The organism is Streptomyces sp. GS7 (genome assembly GCF_009834125.1).
Classification (GTDB): domain Bacteria; phylum Actinomycetota; class Actinomycetes; order Streptomycetales; family Streptomycetaceae; genus Streptomyces.
In genome coordinates, this window is sequence record NZ_CP047146.1 from 4,164,935 (window position 1) to 4,186,022 (window position 21,088).

General features: G+C 71.7%; 19 protein-coding genes and 2 pseudogenes. 10 read left to right on the top strand and 11 right to left on the bottom strand.

Annotated features, from left to right (window positions below; translation table 11 throughout):
- The first annotated feature begins 200 nt into the window (after nt 1–200).
- Entirely contained in the window at nt 201–431 is a 231-nt protein-coding gene (locus tag GR130_RS18345; protein ID WP_159505728.1) for a DUF6296 family protein, read from the top strand.
- Nucleotides 432–553: 122 nt separating this feature from the next.
- Here GR130_RS18345 and GR130_RS18350 read toward each other — a convergent pair whose 3' ends face one another.
- From GR130_RS18350 to GR130_RS18360, 3 genes are all read right to left on the bottom strand, one after another.
- Nucleotides 554–1,231: a hypothetical protein gene (locus GR130_RS18350; RefSeq protein ID WP_443043766.1), complete on the bottom strand. Its 678-nt coding sequence runs from the start codon at nt 1,229–1,231 to the stop codon at nt 554–556.
- 72 nt (nt 1,232–1,303) lie between these two features.
- A complete protein-coding gene (locus GR130_RS18355) occupies nt 1,304–1,591 on the bottom strand; it encodes a hypothetical protein (protein WP_159505729.1) in 288 nt (95 codons plus the stop codon).
- 118 nt (nt 1,592–1,709) lie between these two features.
- Nucleotides 1,710–2,408 (bottom strand): aspartate/glutamate racemase family protein, encoded by a 699-nt coding sequence (locus tag GR130_RS18360; protein WP_159505730.1) that lies wholly within the window; start codon nt 2,406–2,408, stop codon nt 1,710–1,712.
- 181 nt (nt 2,409–2,589) lie between these two features.
- On the opposite strand from GR130_RS18360, the gene GR130_RS18365 reads away from it, so the two are divergent.
- Nucleotides 2,590–3,441, top strand: coding sequence for a chitinase (locus GR130_RS18365; RefSeq protein ID WP_159505731.1), 852 nt, complete (start codon nt 2,590–2,592; stop codon nt 3,439–3,441).
- A gap of 134 nt (nt 3,442–3,575) precedes the next feature.
- Here GR130_RS18365 and GR130_RS18370 read toward each other — a convergent pair whose 3' ends face one another.
- Together GR130_RS18370 and GR130_RS40615 are read right to left on the bottom strand one after the other, a co-directional pair.
- The gene (locus GR130_RS18370) at nt 3,576–4,787 is read right to left on the bottom strand and encodes a cytochrome P450 family protein (protein ID WP_159505732.1); all 1,212 of its coding nucleotides are present in this window, start codon (nt 4,785–4,787) and stop codon (nt 3,576–3,578) included.
- Nucleotides 4,788–5,201: 414 nt separating this feature from the next.
- Nucleotides 5,202–5,588 (bottom strand): annotated as a pseudogene (locus GR130_RS40615) (hypothetical protein); the annotation flags it as partial.
- A 179-nt stretch (nt 5,589–5,767) separates the two neighbouring features.
- On the opposite strand from GR130_RS40615, the gene GR130_RS18375 reads away from it, so the two are divergent.
- Nucleotides 5,768–6,493, top strand: coding sequence for a Mut7-C RNAse domain-containing protein (locus tag GR130_RS18375; protein WP_159505733.1), 726 nt, complete (start codon nt 5,768–5,770; stop codon nt 6,491–6,493).
- 94 nt (nt 6,494–6,587) lie between these two features.
- On the opposite strand, the gene GR130_RS18380 is transcribed toward GR130_RS18375, so the two are convergent.
- A complete protein-coding gene (locus tag GR130_RS18380) occupies nt 6,588–7,220 on the bottom strand; it encodes an HAD-IA family hydrolase (protein WP_159505734.1) in 633 nt (210 codons plus the stop codon).
- 502 nt (nt 7,221–7,722) lie between these two features.
- On the opposite strand from GR130_RS18380, the gene GR130_RS18385 reads away from it, so the two are divergent.
- Together GR130_RS18385 and GR130_RS18390 are read left to right on the top strand one after the other, a co-directional pair.
- Nucleotides 7,723–8,517, top strand: a complete 795-nt coding sequence (locus GR130_RS18385) for a hypothetical protein (RefSeq protein ID WP_159505735.1) — start codon at nt 7,723–7,725, stop codon at nt 8,515–8,517.
- Nucleotides 8,518–8,775: 258 nt separating this feature from the next.
- On the top strand, nt 8,776–9,474 hold the full coding sequence (locus GR130_RS18390) for a class F sortase (protein WP_159505736.1): 699 nt from the start codon (nt 8,776–8,778) through the stop codon (nt 9,472–9,474).
- A gap of 371 nt (nt 9,475–9,845) precedes the next feature.
- Here GR130_RS18390 and GR130_RS18395 read toward each other — a convergent pair whose 3' ends face one another.
- Entirely contained in the window at nt 9,846–10,523 is a 678-nt protein-coding gene (locus GR130_RS18395) for a maleylpyruvate isomerase N-terminal domain-containing protein (protein ID WP_159505737.1), read from the bottom strand.
- Nucleotides 10,524–10,636: 113 nt separating this feature from the next.
- Between GR130_RS18395 and hemC the strand changes: the two are divergent.
- Nucleotides 10,637–11,565, top strand: a pseudogene (hemC, locus tag GR130_RS18400) (hydroxymethylbilane synthase).
- Nucleotides 11,566–11,995: 430 nt separating this feature from the next.
- On the opposite strand, the gene GR130_RS41880 reads toward hemC, so the two are convergent.
- Nucleotides 11,996–12,073 carry a 50S ribosomal protein bL37 gene (locus GR130_RS41880; protein WP_373287922.1) on the bottom strand — a complete coding sequence of 26 codons (78 nt, stop codon included), beginning with the start codon at nt 12,071–12,073 and terminating at the stop codon, nt 11,996–11,998.
- 251 nt (nt 12,074–12,324) lie between these two features.
- Here GR130_RS41880 and GR130_RS18405 point away from each other — a divergent pair, with 251 nt between their 5' ends.
- Together GR130_RS18405 and GR130_RS18410 are read left to right on the top strand one after the other, a co-directional pair.
- Entirely contained in the window at nt 12,325–12,879 is a 555-nt protein-coding gene (locus GR130_RS18405; protein WP_159505738.1) for a MarR family winged helix-turn-helix transcriptional regulator, read from the top strand.
- Nucleotides 12,876–15,461: an MFS transporter gene (locus tag GR130_RS18410; RefSeq protein WP_159505739.1), complete on the top strand. Its 2,586-nt coding sequence runs from the start codon at nt 12,876–12,878 to the stop codon at nt 15,459–15,461. Before GR130_RS18405 ends, GR130_RS18410 begins: the two co-directional genes overlap by 4 nt.
- Nucleotides 15,462–15,544: 83 nt before the next feature.
- Here GR130_RS18410 and gntA read toward each other — a convergent pair whose 3' ends face one another.
- Complete coding sequence (gene gntA / locus GR130_RS18415; protein WP_159505740.1) at nt 15,545–16,255, bottom strand: guanitoxin biosynthesis heme-dependent pre-guanitoxin N-hydroxylase GntA; 711 nt, start codon at nt 16,253–16,255, stop codon at nt 15,545–15,547.
- 125 nt (nt 16,256–16,380) lie between these two features.
- Entirely contained in the window at nt 16,381–17,274 is an 894-nt protein-coding gene (locus GR130_RS18420; RefSeq protein ID WP_159505741.1) for a LysR family transcriptional regulator, read from the bottom strand.
- Between the two features lie 185 nt (nt 17,275–17,459).
- Here GR130_RS18420 and GR130_RS18425 point away from each other — a divergent pair, with 185 nt between their 5' ends.
- Nucleotides 17,460–18,323 (top strand): NAD(P)H-binding protein, encoded by an 864-nt coding sequence (locus GR130_RS18425; protein WP_159505742.1) that lies wholly within the window; start codon nt 17,460–17,462, stop codon nt 18,321–18,323.
- 153 nt (nt 18,324–18,476) lie between these two features.
- Here GR130_RS18425 and GR130_RS18430 read toward each other — a convergent pair whose 3' ends face one another.
- A complete protein-coding gene (locus GR130_RS18430; protein WP_236573165.1) occupies nt 18,477–19,409 on the bottom strand; it encodes an aminoglycoside phosphotransferase family protein in 933 nt (310 codons plus the stop codon).
- A gap of 271 nt (nt 19,410–19,680) precedes the next feature.
- On the opposite strand from GR130_RS18430, the gene lpdA reads away from it, so the two are divergent.
- Complete coding sequence (lpdA, locus tag GR130_RS18435) at nt 19,681–21,081, top strand: dihydrolipoyl dehydrogenase (protein WP_159505744.1); 1,401 nt, start codon at nt 19,681–19,683, stop codon at nt 21,079–21,081.
- The last annotated feature ends 7 nt before the right edge of the window (nt 21,082–21,088 follow it).

Consider the following 21,088-nt stretch of genomic DNA (forward strand, 5'->3'; position numbering starts at 1 on the left):
GGGGCTGGGCATGCCTGCCGGTCGGGACGGTGCGCAGGGGCTGCTGCGCTGCCCGTCCTGGCTCGGCGACCGGTTCTCCTCAGGCGCGGCACGCGGGCCTGAGCGACGATGGAAGGGCCGGGGCGCAGTGGCGCGCGGCAGCGGCGGCAGGAGGCGCGGCGCCCCGGGGAGTACCCGCAGAGCAGTATCGGGAGGCCCCGATGGATTACCCGGAACGCTATGAGCTGGTATTTCAGGCCCCCGCCGTCGAAGACGATGTGGTGATCGTCCGGCGTACCGACCAGGCGGGAGCGGGCGGGTATCCGGTCTACGAGGATGAGTCGGGGATCGTACGGGCGGAGATCAGCGACCGGGGTGAGGTTCGCATGCTGGCCAGCGGGGGGCATCAGGTTCCCCGTACGCCGCTGCTGGCGCGACCGCTGAGCCCGTGATCGGCCGGCCCCGGGTGGGGCGGGGCGGGGGTTGCTGTGCGTGGTGCCGATGCCTCGTTGTGTGGCGAACGTGCTGCCCCCTGCGCAGGCGGCACTGAGCGGGGTGGCGAGGCCGGCGCGTGTCATGAGCAGGGGGTGTCGGCGTCGGGGCTGCGGGTGGCGGCCCTCGCGCCGTCGGTCCTTCCGTCGGTGTGGGTGGTGCCTGTGGGGCCGGCGCTGAGCGGGGCTCGGGTCCAGAGGGTGAGGTCGCTGCTGGTGGCGACGGCGAGGGTGCGGCCGGAGGGGGAGAATCCGGCGGCACGCAGCTCAGAGTAGTTGGCGTCGAAGACATGCCACCAGCGTTCGCCGTGCGGCCCGTTGTGGGGCATGCCGCCGTCCGATGAGAGCAGGACGCGGTCGTGGGGCCATTCCGGGGCGACCACTTCCAGTTGCCAGCCACCGGCGGTTGTGGTGTGCAAGCCGCCTCCGAAGAGGCCGGCGATCGGGACGCGGATGCCGGCGAGCGGTCCGAATCCGGGGCACGAGAGATCGGGGGCCTCGTCCGGGGTGCTCGTCTCGGGGTCGGGGTCGCGGTCCCGGGCGATCTTGTCGCCGGTGAGGGCGTCGAAGAGGCCGTGGCCGGCGGTGGAGACCACCATGACCAGTTCCCGGCCGCTGCCGGGGGCCACGGCGAAACCGATGCCGAGCAGACCGCCGACCGGAATCAGCCCGTTCCCGACGGGCCGCCAGGGGGCCGGGGCGGCCGTGACTGGGGCGGAGAGGAACCGCCGGCGCAGCTGCTCTTGGTAGGGGGAGAGCAGTGCTGCTCCTCGGGTCGTGTGCTGCGGGTCCGGTAGGCCGGATCGGGTTGGGCGGTGCGGGGGCGTCCGACGTCACAGGCCCCGGAGGTGGGGGCGCCGGGGATGGGTGCCGTCCGGGGGGTCGGGGGGTTCGGGCCGGTCGGGGGATGTGTCGGGTGCGGCGGTCGCGTTGCCCGCGTCCGCCGGGGCGGGGGCAGGTGGGAGCTCGGGTTCCGCTTCCGAGGTGGGACCGGGGCCGGGATCGGTGTCGGGGGCGGGTTCGGTGGTGTCTCCACGGAGGACGGCCAGGGCGCGTTCGAGGGACTCTCCGGTGATCTGCATCCGGATCTTGGCCAGGCGTTCTAACTCGTTACGAGACACCACGTCAGAGTACCCGCGACAACTTCAAACCTGGAGTAAAGATAAATGTGGGTGAAATGGGGGGAGTTGACGGTGGCGAGTTGCGTAACTTCGAGGCGTTATAGGGGTGTACGGGGCGTCAGTGGGGCGGGGTGAGCGCCAGGGTCACGGCGGCCTCGGCGTGCAGCCGCGTCGTCGGGAAGATGGGGACCGGACTGTCCTCCGGCCTGATGAGCAGTTCGATTTCGGTGCAGCCGAGGATGATGCCTTCGGCGCCGGCGGTCACGAGGTCGTCGATGACCGAGGCGTAGGAGTCGCGGGACGCCTCGTTGACGATGCCGAGGCACAGCTCCTCGTAGATCACGCGGTGCACGGTCCGGCGTCCGGCCGCATCCGGGACCAGGACGTCGAGGCCGCGGCTCGCCAGGCGGCCGCGGTAGAAGTCCTGTTCCATGGTGAAGGCGGTCCCGAGCAGTCCGACGCGGCGTAGCCCCTTCGCGTGGACGGCGTCCGCCGTGGTGTCGGCGAGATGCAGGAGCGGGCGGCCGACCGCGGCGGACACCTGGTCGGCGATCTTGTGCATGGTGTTGGTGCACATCAGTAGCAGGTCCGCCCCCGCGGCTTCCAGTGCCTTGGCGGCCTCGGCCAGAATCGCGCCGGCCTCGTCCCAGCGCCCCTCGGTCTGCAGGCGCTCGATCTCCGCGAAGTCCACGGAATAGAGCACGCACTTGGACGAGTGCAGCCCGCCCAGCCGGTCGCGCGTCAGCTCGTTCAGCAGCCGGTAGTACTCGGCGGTGGACTCCCAGCTCATGCCGCCGATCAACCCGATGGTCTTCATCGGGCCACTTTCGCATGGGGGGTGCGGTCGGTGCCGGGGGGTGTCGCGTTGTCCTGCATTGGTATGGACATGCTCGGCAAAGCGCCCGTAGCCTCGCTTGGTCCAGACCGTTGGCGGTGTGTCACCGCTGCCCAACGTGCTGACCCCCCACGGCAGTTGGCTGACGAGAGGAAACGCCTCGATGCGATCGCGCGGAGCAGTGTTGCTGGGTGCCGCCACCATGGCCATGGGCATCGCCCTCGCCGTACCGGCAGCGCCGGCGGTGGCCACGACGACCATCAAGTCGGCCGGGGCGGTGGTCGGCTGCGCAGGTCCGTCCAGGGGCGCCATGCCCTCGACGGTGAACGGCTCCTGTGGCGCGCCGGCATCGGCCGCGTCGAGCGTGTCCCAGGGCCGGGCCGATGAGGCGGCCGACGGATTCGTCGTCAGCGAAGCGCAGTTCAACCAGATGTTCCCGAACCGGAATCCCTTCTACACGTACAGCGGGCTGGTTGCGGCCCTGAGCGCGTACCCGGAGTTCGCGAACACCGGGAGTGACACCGTCAAACGGCAGGAGGCCGCGGCCTTCTTGGCGAATGTCGGCCATGAGACCGGCGGGCTCGTGTACGTCGTGGAACAGGACACCGGCAACTATCCGCACTACTGCGACGCCACCCGGCCGTACGGCTGTCCGGCCGGGCAGGCCGCCTACTACGGGCGGGGCCCCCTCCAGCTGAGCTGGAACTTCAACTACAAGGCGGCGGGGGACGCACTCGGCATCGACCTGCTGAACAACCCCTATCTGGTCGAGCAGGACCCGGCGGTCGCCTGGAAGACCGCGCTCTGGTACTGGAACACGCAGACCGGGCCGGGGACCATGACGCCGCACCAGGCCATGGTCGGTGGCGCCGGATTCGGGGAGACCATCAGGTCCATCAACGGTTCGCTGGAGTGCAACGGCGGAAATCCGGGCCAGGTGCAGAACCGGATCGACAACTATCAGCGCTTCGTTCAGATCCTGGGGACCGTGCCCGGCGACCACTTGAGTTGCTGAGGCGGGAAGGCGGGAAGGCGGGAAGGCGGGAAGGCGGGAAGGCGGGAGAGGGAGGAGCGAGCGGCCGATGCTGCCTTCCGGTCCTTCCTTCCCTCTCCTTCTCTCCTCCTTCCCCGCCCTCCTCCCTCCGTGCCTCAGATGCCCCAGCGAACCGGCAGATGGTCCGTGCCCCGGATGATCAGGCCGGTGCGCCAGGTAAGGGCGTCCAGGTCGGTGTCCAGTGCGAGATCGGGGCAGCGTTCCAGGAGGGAGCGGATCGCGATCCGGCCCTCCAGACGGGCCAGCGGCGCGCCCAGGCAGAAGTGGATGCCATGGCCGAAGGCGGCGTGCCCGCGCGGATCGCGGGTGATGTCGAAGTCGTCGGGCGCGACGAAGCGTTCGGTGTCGCGGGAAGCGGAGGCGAGGGAGACCAGCACCGATTCGCCGGCGGGGATCAGCGTGCCGCCGATCTCGACCGGAGCCGTGGTGAAGCGCCAGGTGGCGGTCTGCACGGGACCGTCGTAGCGCAGCATCTCCTCCACCGCGTTGTCGATGAGCGAGAAGTCGGCGCGCAGGGCGGCCAGTTGGGCGGGATGCTGGAGCAGGGCGCGGACACCGTTGGAGATCAGGCTGAGGGCCGTCTCGTGCCCGGCGGCCATCAGCAGGAACACCGTGCCGATCAGCTCTTCACGGGAGAGCTGGTCGCCGTCCTCGTCGCTGGTGCGGATCAGGGCGCTGAGCAGACCGTCGGCCGGCTCCTTGCGCTGGGTCTCGATGAGGCCGACGAGATACTCGGACAGTTCGATGGTCGCCTGCTGCGCCTCCTCCGGACTGGTCGGCGCGATCAACCGGAACAGGGCGCGGTCCGCGGAGGGGACGCCCAGGAGTTCGCAGATGACGGTCATGGGCAGCGGGAAGGCGAGCGCCTCGACGAGGTCGGCACGGCCGTCCGGAGCGCTGAGCATCGCGTCGAGGAGTTCGTCGGTGATGTGCTGGACGCGCGGGCGCAGCGCCTCGACCCGGCGGGTCGTGAACTCCTTCGCCACCAGCTTGCGAAGGCGGGTGTGCTGCGGCGGATCGGCATCCAGCATGTTGGTGAACAGGGCGTTCTCGCCTCCGGTGCCGGCCTGCGACAGCTTGCTGCGCCAGTCCTTGCTGATGCCCGGGTCGCTGAGCGCCGCGCGCGCCGCTTCGTGACCGACGACCAACCAGGCGTCCTGGCCGAAAGGGGTGTGTACGCGGTGGACGGGCCCCTGGGACCGCAACTTGGCGTAGTAGGGGTACGGGTCGGCGATGAAGTCCTGGCCGTAGGCGCCCAGATCGACGATGTCGGATGCCCCGGCAGAAGCCGACACCGGCTCGGACATCGGGGATGCCTGAGGTATCCGGGAAGTCTGGGAGTCGTCTGCGTCGGGGGATGCCTGTGATGCCCGCGGATTCTCCGGCATGGCCGTTGCGCCTCTCTCGATGTGTCATGGGTGATACGCAGCATTGGTCCTGCTGCTCTCCTCACTGTAGGCAGGCGACGGGGCATGATCATCGTCCCAGCGGAGGACCCTGGGCGGGTGAAGTCCTCTGATGGCGGTGCTCTGTTGACGCCGGAGCGGTTGAAGGAGTGCGTGGGCGTGTGTGGCAGAGGTGGCAGCAGCGCCCGGGGCTCGGGAACCGAGCGGGGCGAGCGCCTGCGGTGGCCGTGCGCCGTGCCGGACGGCCGGCTGCGCCGGCGGCGGTGCGACACGCCGTGCCGTCAGATTCCTCCGCTCCGGCCGTCGGGAATCCGCTGGCGACCTCCTTCACCCCCCAGTCCACGCCGAGGACGCGGCCGGTCGGGGCGAGCGGTTCGGCCTGTGCGGCCGCGACGAAGGAGGCGTACCAGTGTCCGAGTGTGTCCTGGTACACGCGCACGCTCGACGGGGGCGCAGGAAGGGGGCGCGACCACACCACCGTCACCACGACGCTCCCGGCCAGATGCAGACGGCCATCCTCAAGGCGGAAGCCAGGCCGCGTGTAGTGCAGACTCGGTGCTGGGACTTGGCGACACACTCATTCCAGATCCACCGGCAGCGGTCTCACTCGGTGTCCCGTGCCCGCCGGGCCGTAGCCGACAGGCGCACACGAAAGGTGTGTCGGGCATGCCCGCAGCCCTCCGCCATCGCTGGCGTCGTCATGACCAGTAACCTACCCAGAAGGACTGACAGTTGAGGAATCTTGATCCTTGTGGGCCGGCTCGCCCTACCGGGTGGCGGACACCGGATCGCCCTGGCGGCGATCCGGCCATCCCTGCCCCGCTCCGCAGGAGTCCGATTCCTCCCCAGCCTGAAGGCCGGGGCATCCTCGGAGGAAGCCGGTGAACGGACCCGAAATCGATCTCACCTTCGCCCCTGAGCTGCATATTTTCGTCGGGGCGGAGCGCAGCGCCGGCCGTACGCCCCTGGTGACGGACGGGGCGTCGACGCTCGGGCATGTCGTCGAGTCGCTCGGCGTCCCGCTCACCGAGGTCGGGCGGCTGGTGGTGGACGGCGCGGAGGCTCCCGTCTCCCACATCCCGAGCGCGGGCGAGAGCGTCGAGGTCCAGGCCGTCGAGCGTCCGCAGCACATTCCGGGCGCGCCCCTGCGGTTCCTGCTCGATGTCCACCTCGGGACCCTCGCGCGGCGGCTGCGACTGCTCGGTGTCGACGCCGCGTACACGAACGAGGACCCTGGCGATGCCGCGCTGGCCGCGCTCTCCGCCAAGGAGCGCCGGGTACTGCTCTCCCGGGACCGGGGGCTGCTGCAACGCCGGGAGATCTGGGCCGGGGCGTATGTCTACAGCGACCGGCCGGACGACCAACTCCGGGACGTACTGGGCCGGTTCGCCCCCGTCCTCGCTCCCTGGACCCGCTGTACGGCGTGCAACGGCCGGCTGGCCGCCGCCGACAAGGACGCGGTCCAGGAGCAGCTTCAGCACGGCACGCAGCGCACGTACGACGTCTTCGCACAGTGCACCGCGTGCGGACGGGTCTACTGGCGCGGCGCGCACCACGCCCGCCTGGAGGCCATCGTCGAGGAGGCGCTGCGGGGGAGCGGCGGCTGACGGCGGTGACGGCGGTGACGGCGGTGACGGCGTCCGGGTCGGGGCCGGGCCTGCGGCGCCAGTCCGATTCCCCTGCCTCCGGTGGTTCCCGTGCCTATCCCCGGGGCGCCGCCCGGACGAATGCGGTGATGCGCGCGAGGGTGCTCGCCGTGTCCCTATGGACATGACCGGCCAGGCCCAGTGACCTGGCCGCACGAACATGCCCCTCGGTGTCGTCGATGAAGAGGGCCTGCGCGGGGGTGGCCGCGGCGGCCCGCTCCAGGGCGATCGCGTAGATCCGCGGATCGGGCTTGGCGCAGCCGGCGTCGCAGGACAGCACCACGTCGTGCACGGCGTCCAGTACCCCGCTGCCCGGCAGTCCGCCGCGCATCTCCGGCCAGGCATTGCTCACGATGACGGTCCGTGCCGCACCGCGGAGATCGCGCAGACCCGCCACCAGCTCGGCGTCCCAGCGTTGTCCGGCCGCCAGGTCCCGCCGGATCTCCGAGAGCAGCTCCCCACTGATCCGCAGCCGTCCCCGGATGGTGCGCCACCAGTCTTCCTGGCTCGTGCGGCCGATCAGGATCCACTCGTCGTTCCCGCCGAACAGCGCCCCCAGGAAGTCCTGTTGGGAGATCCCCAGCCGGCCGCTCCAGCGGGCGGCCGCGGCAGGCAGGTGATCGGGGGAGAGCACTCCGCCGATATCGATCAGGATCACCGGTGTGGTGTCGCGCGCGAGGACCGTCATCCGCCCGACCGCACCTCCCGCTCCGTCTGCTTCGCCGTCACCGCCGCGGTGACTCTATGCCGGTGATGCAGAGCTGACGCACTGTCAGTACAGTCACTTGTGTGGTGTCAGCTGCGCCCGCCTGGCGACGGGCGCCGGCGGCCTCTCCGGGGCCGTTCGGTGCTCCGCCCTTCGTGCGGGCAGCGGGGCCGTCGACGGTCCCCGACACCGTCCGCCACGGAGCGTGATCCATTTGCCCTCCCGTGCACCCTGGACCGACCTGGCTGCGCCCCCCCGGAGACCCCTCTAGCCCACCTTGATGACGACACGCCGCCGACACGCGCCGTCCAACGGGTGAATACGTGGTCCTTCGCCACTCGAAGAGCCGATGTTGTCCCTCGAATGCGGCGTTCTCCGGTGGTGCCGAGCCGGAATCCGACTGACGGTGATCACGTCGCTACTGCGATTCCGATGTGCCGACGAAGTGTCAGCCTTCGCAGTCGCGCCGAAAGGATTTGTCCCCATGCGCACTGCCCGCACCTTGTTTGCCTCAGCCGCCGTGACGGCGGTGCTCGCGATCACCGCGCCCGCCGCGAACGCCATGGCACTGGCTGAGAACATTGGATCGGCCGGCGGAACCTTCGCCAGCCACGACAACGACCACGGGAGAGGCGGCCGCGACAACGGCCACGGCCGCGACAAGGGCCGTGACAACGGCCGTGGCCGGGACAACGGTCGTGACAACGGCCGTGGCCGGGACAACGGTCGTGACAACGGCCGTGGCCGGGGCAACGGCCGGGACAACGGCCGTGGCCGGGACAACGGCCGTGACGGCGGCCATGGCCGGCACCACCGTGCGCCGCACGGCGGCGTGCACACCGGTGGCGGCGCCCTGGCGATGCCTGTAGCCGGGGATTGGGACCAGAACGCCGACTTCGGCGACGACCACGGGCGTGGCCGCGACCGGGACCGTGACCGCGACCGCGACCGCGACCGCGGTGACCGCGACCGGGGCGACCGCGACCGGGGCGACCGCGACCGCGGTGACCGTGACCGCGGTGACCGTGACCACGGCCGGTGGGGCGACCACGACCACGGCCGGTGGGGCGACCGTGACCACGGCCGGGGCGGTGACCGTGACCACGGCCGGGAAGGCGACCACTGGGGCCGTCGGCCGAGCGGTGGCGTGCACACCGGTGGCGGTGGAATGGCGCTGTCCGGTGGCGGCCTGGCTGCCGGTTCCGTCCTGATGCTCGGTGGTCTGGGTGCCGGTGCCTACATGCTGCGTCGCCGCAATTCATCGGGCGCCGCGGCCTGACAAGGCTGCTCCCCTCCGGAGGTCGATGTGCAGTCGCGGCCACCGTCCTCGTGGGACGGTGGCCGCGGCGATTGCGTTGCGGCCCCCCGGGCCCCGCGCCGTCCTCGGCACCGCGGGCCACCGCGGTGACCTGCGCCGCCTCCCCGGCATCCGGCGTCGTCCTCCGGCACGTCCCGTCGCCCCGGCGTCCCGGGCCGTGCCACCACGCCGCGTGTCCCCTTCCGCACCTCGCGCCGCCCGCTCACGAAAGGCACCCTTATGACCGCCCCGCAGACATCCCAGCCGAATCCGAACCCCGACCCCACCCCGGACGCCCCTCCGCCCCGCCCCATCGGCCGCGGTCTGCTCTGGTCCGCGGGAGCGTTTCTGCTGGGTGCGATCCTCGTTTACAACTCGGTGGACACCTCGGCGGACGCCAAGCCGCCGTCCCGCCCCGAGGTCGCCGGCCCCGCGGCGCAGCGGACCGGCTCCCCGCGGCCGGAACTCGTGCTGTCCCGTTCGGCGCCGAAGCGACTGACGATCCCGGAGATCGCCGTGGACGCCCCGTTCACCGAGCTGACGCTCAGCTCCACCGGGCAGCTCAATCCGCCGCCGGCGGGCAACCAGAACCTCGTCGGCTGGTACAAGGGCGGCGCGGCCCCGGGTGAGCGCGGCTCGGCGATCGTCGCGGGCCATGTCGACACCAAGACCGGACCGGCAGTGTTTCTGCAACTGGAAACCCTCAAGCCGGGCAGCACGGTCGAGATCACGCGAGAGGACGGCATCGTCGCGACGTTCGAGATCGACTCCGTGGAGACCTTCAGCAAGGCGAACTTCCCCAACGACCGGGTCTACGCGGACACCCAGGACGCACAGCTGCGGCTGATCACCTGCGGCGGCTCGTACGACCGCAAGGCCAAGGACTACGTCGCCAACGTGGTGGCGTTCGCCCACCTCGTCTCGTCGAAGCGGGCGTGAGGGGAAGCGCCGGTGAGATAGCGCGCCGGACAGTCGTACGGGGAAGCCCGGGCCGGTTGCCGCCCGCGCCGGCCCGGCCTCCCGCCGCGGCCGGGCGATACAGGGCCTCGGGTCGCGCGCTGTGCGGCGGTTACGCACGCGACACGCGGCAGCGATCGGTCGTCTCTCCGGCCGGAGGGTGACGCTGACGGAGCAGGCACGGAGACCGATCGCCCACAGCCGCGCCGGGCCGAGGCGGGACGGCGGTCCCGGGACGGCCGGATCCGGCTGCGCCGTCCCTGGGTGCGGCACCGAGCCGCACTCGTCCGCCCGCGGTGCCGACCGGCGCCGCGCACCCCCGTCCGCCCGGCGCGGCACCCGTCACGCCCGGATCAGCGTGCGGACGGTACGGTTCCGTCCCAGCGCCAGGACGTCCGCCGCGGGAGCCCGGGGAGTGCGGTGCGCCCGGTGGACCACAGGAGGGCGGGCCACGGCTCCGTCTCCGCCGGGGAGTCCGGGAACAGGCGGGCGAGGACCCGCGCACACACCTCGGCGGGCGGCGACCAGTCGAGCCCCAGCCCTTCGGCGAGGTCGTGGGTGTGCACCAGGGTCTCCACCGCCCCCATCGCGGCGAAGCCTTCGGGGTCCGACACACCGAAGGGGTGGTACGCGCGCACCTGCGGGGGCGTGGTGCGGACCATCGCGACCAGCAGTGCCCCGCTCGCCTCCAGGGTCTGCAGCAGTCCGGCCGGGCCCGCGGCGCGATCGGCGTGCACCGCGTTGGCCGGGCCGCCGGGCCGGCGGCGCTCCCACACGTAGGGTACGTTTCCGGTCAACGGCGGTGTCCTGGGCCCCAGTTGGACGGCGTAGGCGAAGAGGTCGTCACTCAGGTGCTCGACGGTCTCCCAGCAGTCCCACTCCAGCGAACCGGCCGGCGCCCCCTCCCAGGCCGTTGTGGGCGCCGTACGCAGCACAGCAACGGCGAGCCGTACGGCGAGGTCGAGGTCGTCCGCCGTGACGGGCGACGGCGAGGGGGTGGCCGGCGTGGGGGATGCTGTTGATCGGGACATGGCTGGGACGGTACCCCGGGCGCGGCGGCGGGCGGTGGGGGAGGCGGCGGGCGCCCGCCGCCCCCGACGCGCTGTCGGTAACTGTCCGCAACTGACGGTCTATCATCGGCGCCATGTCCGCCCCTGAACTGATCCGCATCGTGTCCCGTGATTCGCCGATGGCGCTGGCCCAGGTGGAGCGCGTCCGCGCCGAACTGCGCGCGCTGCACCCCGACACCGCCACCGAGGTCATCCCCGTCAAGACGACCGGTGGATGGGGGCGCTCTCCCAGGTGGAGGGCAAGGGGGCGTTCACCAAGGAGGTCGACGCGGCGCTGCTCGCCGGTCAGGCGGACCTCGCGGTGCACTGCGTCAAGGACATCCCGGGAGACCGGCCGCTCCCGGCCGGGACCACCTTCGCCGCCTTCCTCAAGCGGGACGACGTCCGGGACGCGCTGATCCACCCCGGCGGGCTCACCCTGGACGAACTCCCCGACCACACCCGTGTCGGCACCTCGTCCGTACGCCGGATCGCCCAGCTCGCCGCCTCCCACCCGCACTTGGAGTGCGTGCCCATGCGCGGCAACGCCAACCGCCGGATGGAGAAGCTGGCCGCCGGTGAGGCGGAAGCGCTGCTGCTGGCGGTCTCCGGGCTGGAGCGCATCGGCCGCACCGACGTGATCACCGAGATCCTGCCGGTGGACACCATGTGCCCGCCCATCGGGGCAGGCGTACTGGCGCTCCAGTGCCGCGAGGGCGACACCGACACGATCGACGCGGTCAGCGGGCTCGGCGACCCGCAGACGTACCGGGAGACCATGGCGGAACGGATGCTGCTGCATGTCCTCCAGGGCCACTGCAACAGCCCCATCGCCGGGTACGCCAGGACCGACCGGCGCGGTGAACTCTCCTTGCGGGCCTGCGTCTTCACCCCCGACGGCAAGACCGTCCTCAACGCCCATGAGTGGGCCGGACCGCTCACACCCGAGACGCTGGGCACGTCCGTGGCGGTCGCGCTGCTGCGCCAGGGCGCGCGCGAGCTGATCGACGCCATCGCGCACTGACCCGGCGCCCCGCCGGCGGACCGCGGGAGGAAGGAGCCCGGTCGGTGCGTCCGCGGATGCCCGCCGAGTGAGCCGAGTACGAGGCGTGCCTGATGGCCTGGCCGAGCCGCGAGGCGCTGTGGGGAGCGGCCTTCGCCGCCGCGGGAAGCACCACCCCTGGGACGCCGATGACCGGCCGGCCGCGCTGCTGCCGGACCGGCTCGGCGTCGAGCGGTTGCACTCCCCGGTGGTTCTCGAGGGCGACCCTGGCCTACGGCGGTGGCGGGGTGCGTTGCAGCACCCAGCAACTGCCCAGGCGGTGGCGAGCAGTAGGGCCGCCACCACGAACCCGGACAGCCGCTGGTCCGGCGTCTCCGGCGAGGCCACACCTGTGGCCGTGGTCACGCGCAGCGTGTTGCCGGCCACCGCCCGGGGCACACGGACCCTCGGCTCAGGACTGCGGCCGCTTGCCGTGGTTGGCCGCGTGCTTGCGACGTGACTTCTTCTTGCGGCGTCGCTTGGATGACATGCCGTTGTCCTCTCCTCGACTGGGTGGTGCTTTTCCTGGCATGTGTACCACCTTGGTCTGTTATCGCACCCAGGCGTGACCGGTGCCGCCGCGCGCCGCGTATCGCGGCCGGATGCCCGTTCGGCACCGGTGGTCGCCAGCAGCCCTTTCCAGCCGCTATGCTTGCTAGGTACAAGCAATGTATCCAGTGACCGACTGGGTCTCGCATCCATGCCTCCACGCATGCGACATCACCGCGAGGGATCACGACGATGAGTAACGGCACGGTCCATGCCTGCGAGAGCGCGGGGATCACGGAGATCACCGCCGAGTCGCGGCTGGACGAGGCCGCCGCCGGGCTGGGAACCGAGATCGTTCGCTTCACCCGGCTGATCGCGGCCTGGAAACAGCGCGCCAAGAACGACGCCGGGGCAGCCGACCGGGTGCTGCTCGCCAGGCTCGCGTGCGGCGGGGACCAGCGGGCGACCGACCTGGCCGCCGACGCGTTCCTGGACCTGTCGACGGTCAGCCGCCAGGTGCGCTCGCTGGTCGAGCGCGGGCTGGTCGCCCGCCGCCCCGACCCCGAGGACCGCCGCGGCTCGCTGCTGACCGCCACCGAAGCGGGGCGGGCCCGGTTCGAGCAGTACCGGCGTCAGCGCGACGCGGAACTGGCCGCGATCCTCGAACCCTGGTCGCCGCAGGACCGGGCCGACCTGATCCGGCTGATGGGCCGGCTCAACGAGGACATGGCAGAACGACAACACACACGGCCGGACCCCGCGGAAGACCAGGGCGCCGACGTGGAGCAGGGAGAGATACGTACATGAGCACAGCCACCTCTCCGCCGGGGGCGCAAGCCAAGGCGATACCGGGGGCGGGGGCGCTAAGCCACCGCCAGATCCTCACCATCCTCAGCGGTCTGATGCTGGGGATGTTCCTCGCCGCGCTCGACCAGACGATCGTCAGCACGTCCATCCGGACCATCGCGGACGATCTGCACGGCCTGAGCCAGCAGGCATGGGCGACCACCGCCTACCTGATCACCTCGACGATCGCCACGCCGCTGTACGGCAAGCTGTCCGACCTCCACGGTCGCAAGCCGTACTACCTGACGGCGATCAGCGTCTTCGTCATCGGCTCGGTGCTCTGCACCTTCTCCACCTCGATGACCGAACTGGCCGCGTTCCGCGCCATCCAGGGCCTCGGTGCCGGCGGTCTGATGTCGCTGGCGCTGGCGATCATCGGTGACATCGTCCCGCCCCGGGAGCGCGCCCGCTACCAGGGCTACATGCTCGGCACGTTCGCCACCTCCAGCGTCGCCGGTCCGCTGATCGGCGGCGCGCTCGCCGGCCAGGCCCACCTGCTCGGCATCACCGGCTGGCGCTGGGTCTTCCTGGTCAACGTGCCGATCGGCATCATCGCGCTGTTCGTCGTCGCCAAGGTCCTCAACCTCCCGCACACCCGCCGCAACCACCGCATCGACTGGTGGGGCGCGCTGACCATCACCATCGGTGTGGTCCCGCTGCTGCTCGTCGCCGAGCAGGGACGGGAGTGGGGCTGGACCTCGACCCGGTCGGTCTCCTGCTACGTCATCGGCGCCGTCGGCATCATCGCCTGGATCCTCGTCGAGCGGTGGATCGGCGACGACGCGCTGATCCCGATGCGGCTGTTCCGCAACGGCACCTTCAGCAAGACCAGCTTCCTGTCCGTGCTGATCGGTATGGGCATGTTCGGCGGGATGCTGATGATCCCGCAGTACCTCCAGATCGTGAAGGGCGCCAGCCCCACCAAGTCGGGTCTGGAGATGCTGCCGCTGATGGCGGGCATGATGATCGCCTCCATCGCCTCCGGCCAGATCACCGCCAAGACCGGCCGCTACAAGGTCTTCCCGATCATCGGCACCGCGCTGATGGCCGCGGCGATGCTGCTCTTCCACTACCGGGTCCAGTGGGACACCCCGCTGTGGGAGACCATGGCCTACATGTTCGTCTTCGGCCTCGGCCTGGGCGGCTGTATGCAGACCCTGGTGCTGGCCGTGCAGAACGCGGTGCCGCCGAAGGACATGGGCGTGGCGACCGCCTCGGCCACGTTCTTCCGGCAGATGGGCGCCACCGCGGGTACCGCCATCTTCCTGTCGGTGCTGTTCAGCACCGTCGGCGACAAGATCGGCTCGGCGTTCAGGACCGCCGCGTCCACCCAGCGCTTCCAGGACGCGCTCAAGGACCCCGCGGTGCTGCACGACCCGGCCAACAAGCCGGTGCTCGACATGCTGAAGCACCCCGGCAACGGCGGCTCCTCGGGTGTGCTGAGCGACTCCTCGTTCATCCAGCACCTCGACCCGCGGCTGGCCGAGCCGTTCAAGCGCGGCTTCGCCGACTCGATGCACACCGTCTTCCTGATGGGCGCGGTCGTCGTCGCGGTCGCCTTCCTGCTGATGTGGTTCATCAAGGAGGTGCCGCTGCGGCAGATCTCCGGCCTCCAGGCGCGGGCCCAGGCGGAGGCCGAGGCCAACGGCGAGGCCCCGCCGGTCGCGGAGTCGGCGCCGGCCGCCGAGCCGGCCGAGGAGGTGGTCCCGGCCGCCACCGCCGCCCTCGCTCCGGATCCCGCACCGGAGGCGTCCGGTCCGCTGATCCGCGGCACCGTACGGGACGGCGACGGCCGGCCCGTGCCGCAGGCCGCGGTCACCCTGATCAGCGTCGGCGGGCGGCAGCTCGGCCGTACCGCGACCGACGCCGACGGCGGCTACGCGCTGCCGACCACCGGTGCCGGGACGTACGTCCTGATCGGCTCCGCGGGCGCCCGCAAGCCGCAGGCGCTGACGGTCGTGGTGGGCGCCGAACCGGTGTCCTTCGACCTGACGCTGAGCGGTGCGGCCGGGCTGTCCGGTGAGGTCCGCGAGGAGAAGAACGACGACCCGGTGCCCGGCGCACTGGTCGTGGCCACCGACGTCCGCGGTGAGGTCGTGGCGTCCGGCGTCGTCGGCCAGGACGGCGGTTTCGCCTTCGACGAACTGACCCCGGGCAGCTACACGCTCGCGGTCAGCGCGGAGCGCCACCGCCCCGCCGCCCTCCAGGTGGAGGTCACCCCCGGCACCCGCAACTGGTACGAGATCCGGCTGACGCTCGGCGCCCAGGTCCGCGGCACCGTCCGCACCCTGCTCGGCGGCCCGGTGGACGACGCCCGGGTGACGCTGCTGGACCCCGCGGGCAACGTCGTGGGCACCGCCACCAGCGGCCAGGACGGCGAGTACGTCTTCACCGACCTGGACACCGGCGACTACACGCTGATCGCCAGCGGCTATCCGCCGGTCGCCACCCCGCTGCGGGTGGACGCCGCCGGACACACGGCGTGCGACATCGAGCTGAACCACGACGGGGCCGACGCACTGAGCCGCGACGCGGTGAACTGACGTCTGCCGCGCCGCGGAGGGCGGAACGGAACGGAGCAGGGCCCGGCGAAGCACGTTCGCCGGGCCCTTTCCCGTGCGCGGTGTCACGGCTTGGGCTGCATGAGTTCCTCGGCGGGATCCTCGGCGGGGGGTTCGTGCCGCGCCGTGAACGGGCATGTCCAGTCCTGCTCCGTGAACCGCCCCGCGAAGTGCCGGGCGGGCTGCTCGTACTCGTACTCGGTGAAACTCGGGTTGACGGAACCGTTGTTGGCGACCTCGCGCCGGCGGATCGCGTCCTGCATCGAGTAGAACTTCTCACCGAGCAGCATGAACTGCGTCAGGGAGTTGAACGCGATCGCCGGAACGGAGAAGCGCCGGCTCGCCCGGGACGCCCCGGGATGCATACCGACCAGGAAGAACGCGTGCCCGCCCACATGAAAGCCGAAGTTGGGCCGGGTCGGATCGGAGGTGGAGCTCTGGTCGAGCCCGTAGGTTTCCGCGTCGGTGTCGTGCATGAACTGGAGGTGCCGCCACAGCAGTTCTTCGTGGGCGCTCTCGTCGAGCCGCCCCGCGTCGTCGAACGTCGCGACGAACGTGCGGAAGCTCTGGGCGGAGAGCTGGGACGGCAGGGCGAGGGCGTACACCAGCACATCGCGGTAGTTGTCGCGCGCGGACTCCTCGTCGCCGAGTCTTCGGTAGTGGTGATGGGTGATGGTCTGCCGTCTGAGCGCGGCGCGGGCTCCCAGGCAGCTGAACTCGTGGGTCTGTATGAAGCGTTCCAGTTCGGCGCGGACGGCCGCGGGGGATGGGGTCATGGTGGGGCCTTGGCGGGGTGAGGGGCTGAGGGGAGTCGCTGATCACCTGAGGCGTGATCACCGGATGTCGGGATCGACACTGCGCGGCTGTGATCAGGAAGACAAGGAGGAAACCGGACAAAGGGTCATGCGTCCGCCCCGTAGAGCCCCGCGCAGGCGTCCAGCACCCGGTCGGTGGCCGGGTGCGGGTGGTCGGTACGCCAGACGGCGTCGATGGCGAGGGTGGCGCCGGGGGCGGTGAGCGGTACGAGGGCGATGTCGCGGGGGAGTTGGCGGGCGAGCGAGGCGACGACGAGGTTGACGCCCCGGCCGGCGGCGATGCCCGCCCAGGCGGTGGTGCCGGAGGCGGAACCGTCCAGGGCAGGGTCGAAGCCGGCTGCGCGGCAGGCTCCGACGACGGCGTCGTAGTAGCCGGGCGCCATGTCGCGCGGCCAGAGCTGGAAGGTCTCCCCGCTGAGCCGGGCGAGGTCCACGGCCCCGGCGCCGGCCAGGGGATGCCGGTCCCAGACCGCAGCCATCAGCGGCTCCCGGCGGACGGTGCGCCGGCTGATGCCCTCGGGCCAGTCCGTCGCGGGGGCGAGGGCGAGATCGCAGCGGTGGTCGCGCAGGGCGTGGCACACATCGCCCGCGAAGATCTCCCGGGTGTCCACCGTGAGGTGCGGGTACTCGCGGGCGAGCCGGCCGGTCAGCGCGGGGAGGGTCTCGTACGCGGCGGAGAGCGAGTACGCCAGGCGCAGCCGGCCCGCCGCCCCGGCCGCCACCGCCCGCACATGCTCGGTGGCGCGGGCCGAGGCGGCCAACAGCCGCTTGCAGTCGGCCAGATACGCCGCCCCGGCCGCGGTGAGGTCGACGCGCCGGGAGGACCGGTCCAGGAGCCGGACGCCGAGGATCTCCTCCAGGGCCTTGATCTGCTGGCTGAGTGCCTGCTGCGCGACGTACATGTCCTCGGCGGCGCGGGTGAAGCTGCGGCGCTCGGCCACCGCGACGAAGGAGCGCAGATGGCGCAGCTCGGGTTCCATGCGACGGGATCCTAGGGCGGCATGGTCGTACCCGGCGGCGACAAGCGCCGCTTGTGGGGCGACAACGCATCGCGCTTGTTGATCGACTCCGCCGCTCGTAGCGTTGACCGGGCCGGACTCCGGTCGGACGGCGACCGGTGCGCGGCACGAACACCACAACACAATCAGGGGACTTGATGATTCTCGTGACGCGTGCGACCGGCACCGTGGGCCGACCGCTGGTGCGTGCACTGCGGGACCGTGGGGTGCCGGTCCGGGCACTGGTGCGTGACGCGGGCCGGCTGCCTGCCGAATGGGACGAGGGCGTGGAAGCGGTGGTCGCCGACCTCGGCGACCCCGACTCACTGGCCCCGGCGGTGGCCGGCGTCGACGCGGTCTACCTGCTGACCCCGGTCCATCCGGAGGCCGACCGGCAGCAGCGCCATGTGATCGAGGCCGCCGCGAAGGAAGGCCGGCCCAGGGTCGTGCTGCACGCGGCGATCGGCCTGGGCCGCAGTGACGTCTCCCCGGTGCGCTTCTTCGCCGCGCACCGCGCCGGCCTCGACCAGCTCACCGCCAGCGGCCTCGACTGGACCGCGCTGGCCCCGAACGGCTTCTGGCAGAACTTCCTCGGCATGGCCGAAACCCTGCGCTCGGGCATGCTCGCCCTGCCGGCGGGCGAGGCTCCGGTCTCCTATGTGGACGCCCGTGACGTCGCCGAGGTCGCGGCCGCGGTCCTCACCACCGGCGGGCACGAGCGCACCATCCTGGACGTGACCGGGCCGGAGACGCTGACCCATGCCGAGATCGCCGCGCGGACCGGCGCCCTGCTCGGTCGGGAGGTCGCCTACCGCGCACTGACCGCCGCTCAGGCCCGCGAGGCGCTGCTCGCCATCGGCATGGGCGCCTGGCAGGCCGACGGCCTCATCGAGCTCTACGGCCTGTACGGAAACGGTGAGGCGGCGACCGTGGCGGACACGGTGCCGCGTCTGCTGGGCCGCCCGGCCCGCTCGCTGGACGATTTCCTCAACGACCACGCGTCGGTCTTCCGCGGTACGCCGACGACCTGAGGGGAGGGGACGCACGACCGCAGCCGTCCCGATCCGGCAGGGCCCAACCGAGGCTGCCGGACGGGGAGGTGAGGCCGGGCGGCCGGCGACCGCCCGGCCGGGCGGGTACGCCCGCCGGCCCGGCCACGCCGTACGTGCGCGGATCGCCGGGCCCTAGCCGTGCCCCCGGAAGTCGGCGATCAGCTCGTCGAGTCGCTGCCGGGCGCGGGCCGCCCGTACCGGATCGCCGTCCGTGAGCGTGCCGGGCGAGGGCAGCAGCGCGGACAGCGCCCAGCCGCGCCCGCGCGCCCAGGTCGCCTCGTCGACCGGCAGGACGGCACGGAACACCGCCCGTGCGTCGGCCGGGAGCAGGGTCCACGGCCCGATCAGGTCGCAGGCCGGATCGCCGACCGCCAGCGTGCCGAAGTCGATGACCGCGCCGAGCTGACCGTCGACGGCGAGGACGTTGCCGGGGGAGGGGTCGCCGTGGATCCAGACCGGCGGCCCCTCCCAGGCCGGCGCCGACACCGCGGCCTGCCACACCGCGGTCAGCGCACCGGTGTCGACCAGCCCCTCCAGCGCCGCGATCCGGGACCGCAGCCGCCGGGCCGCGACCGCCGAGTCGCGTGCGTCGTCCATCGCCACCCCGCGGAAGCCGTTGCTCCACTCCGGAGGCGGGCCGCCGGCCGTGTCGACCCGCCGCAGCGCGGCGAGGAACTGGGCCAGATCGGCCGCCGCCTGACGCGGGTCGGCCAGCCGCTCCGGGAGCGCGCGCTCGCCGTCCAGCCACCGGTGGACCGACCACGGGAAGGGGTACTCGCCGGTCGGCGTGCCCTCCGCGAGCGGTACGGGGACGCTGAGCGGCAGATGCGGCGCGAGGAGGGGCAGCCAGTGCTGCTCCCTGGCCACCTGGCCCACCCAGCGGGAGTGGCGGGGCAGCCGGACGGACATGGCATGGCCCAGTCGGTAGGTCGCGTTGTCCACCCCCTGCGTGGCGACCGGTGTGACGGGCAGGCCGGACCACTGCGGAAACTGCGACGCGATCAGCCGGCGCACCAGGGCCGTACTGATCGCGACATCGTCGGGCGGGGTGTCACCAGCGGACAACGCGAGGCTCCTTGAACCGTGGGGGGACCGCGAACCGGCGGACGCGGCGAGGGGGACGCCGACCGATCCCATCGGGCGCGGCGCCGCGCGTCCACCGAATTTCGCGGGGCCGCGGGCGCACGAGGACAGCCGGCGCCCCCCACCTGGACCGCCGCGCGCTGCGCCGCCGACCGCCCCGACCTAGGCTGCCGAGCATGAGTGAGCGCAGCGAGAGGGTCAGGGCAAGGTGCGCGTCTCGCGAGGGCGAGGGCGAGCGAAGTGAGCTCTCGGCATGAGCGCGCACTGTGACGTGGTGGTCCTGGGCGCGGGCCCCGGAGGGTATGTCGCCGCCATCCGGGCGGCCCAGCTCGGCCTGCGCACGGCGATCGTCGAGGCGCGGTACTGGGGCGGCGTCTGCCTCAACATCGGCTGCGTCCCGTCGAAGGCGCTGCTCCGCAACGCCGAGATCGCCCATATCGTCAACCGCGAGGCGAAGACCTTCGGGATGCGGGTGGACGGCCGGGTCAGCTTCGACTACCGGGAGGCGTTCCTGCGCAGCCGCAAGGTGGCCGAAGGGCGCGCCAAGGGCGTGCACTTCCTGATGAAGAAGAACGGGATCCAGCAGTACGAAGGGATCGGCGCCTTCATCGACCCGCACACCCTGCACGTCACCCTCGGCGACGGCCGCACGGAGGTGATCTCCTTCGACCACGCCGTCATCGCGACCGGCTCGGTCACCCGGCTGCTCCCCGGCACGTCGCTGAGCAGCCGGGTGGTCACGTACGAGGAGCAGATCCTCTCCGACGAGCTGCCGCGGAGCATGGTGATCGCCGGTGCGGGCGCCATCGGCGTCGAATTCGCCTATGTCCTCCACAACTACGGCGTCGAGGTCACCCTCGTGGAGTTCCTCGACCGCATCGTGCCCCTGGAGGACGAGGAGGTTTCCGCCGAACTCTCCCGCCGCTACCGCAAGTTGGGCATCAACGTGCTGCCCTCCACCCGCGTCGAGGGCATCGACGACTCGGGCGAAACGGTGCGGGTCACGGTCACCACCGGCGGCCAGCGGCAGACCCTGGAGACCGACAAGGTGCTCCAGGCCATCGGCTTCCAGCCGCGGATCACCGGCTTCGGCCTGGAGAACACCGGCGTACGGCTGACCGACCGCGGCGCCATCGACATCGACGGCCGGGGCCGTACGAGCGTCCCGCACATCTTCGCCATCGGCGATGTCACGGCGAAACTGATGCTCGCCCATGCGGCCGAGGCGATGGGAATCGTCGCGGCGGAGACCATCGCCGGTGCGGAGACCATGGAGCTGGACTACCTCATGATCCCGCGGGTGACCTTCTGCCAGCCGCAGATCGCCAGCTTCGGCTGGACCGAGGCGCAGGCCCGCGAGCAGGGCTTCGACGTGCGGGTGGCCAAGTTCCCGTTCACCGCCAACGCCAAGGCCCACGGCATCGGCGACACCTCCGGCTTCGCCAAGATCATCAGCGATGCCCGCCACGGCGAGATCATCGGCGCCCACCTCATCGGGCCCGAAGCCACCGAACTGCTACCGGAATTGACACTGGCCCAGAAATGGGACCTGACGGTCCACGAGGTGGCCCGCAACGTCCACGGGCACCCGACGCTGGGCGAGGCGATCCAGGAATCGGTGCACGGCCTGGCGGGCCACATGATCAATATGTGAGGCGGGA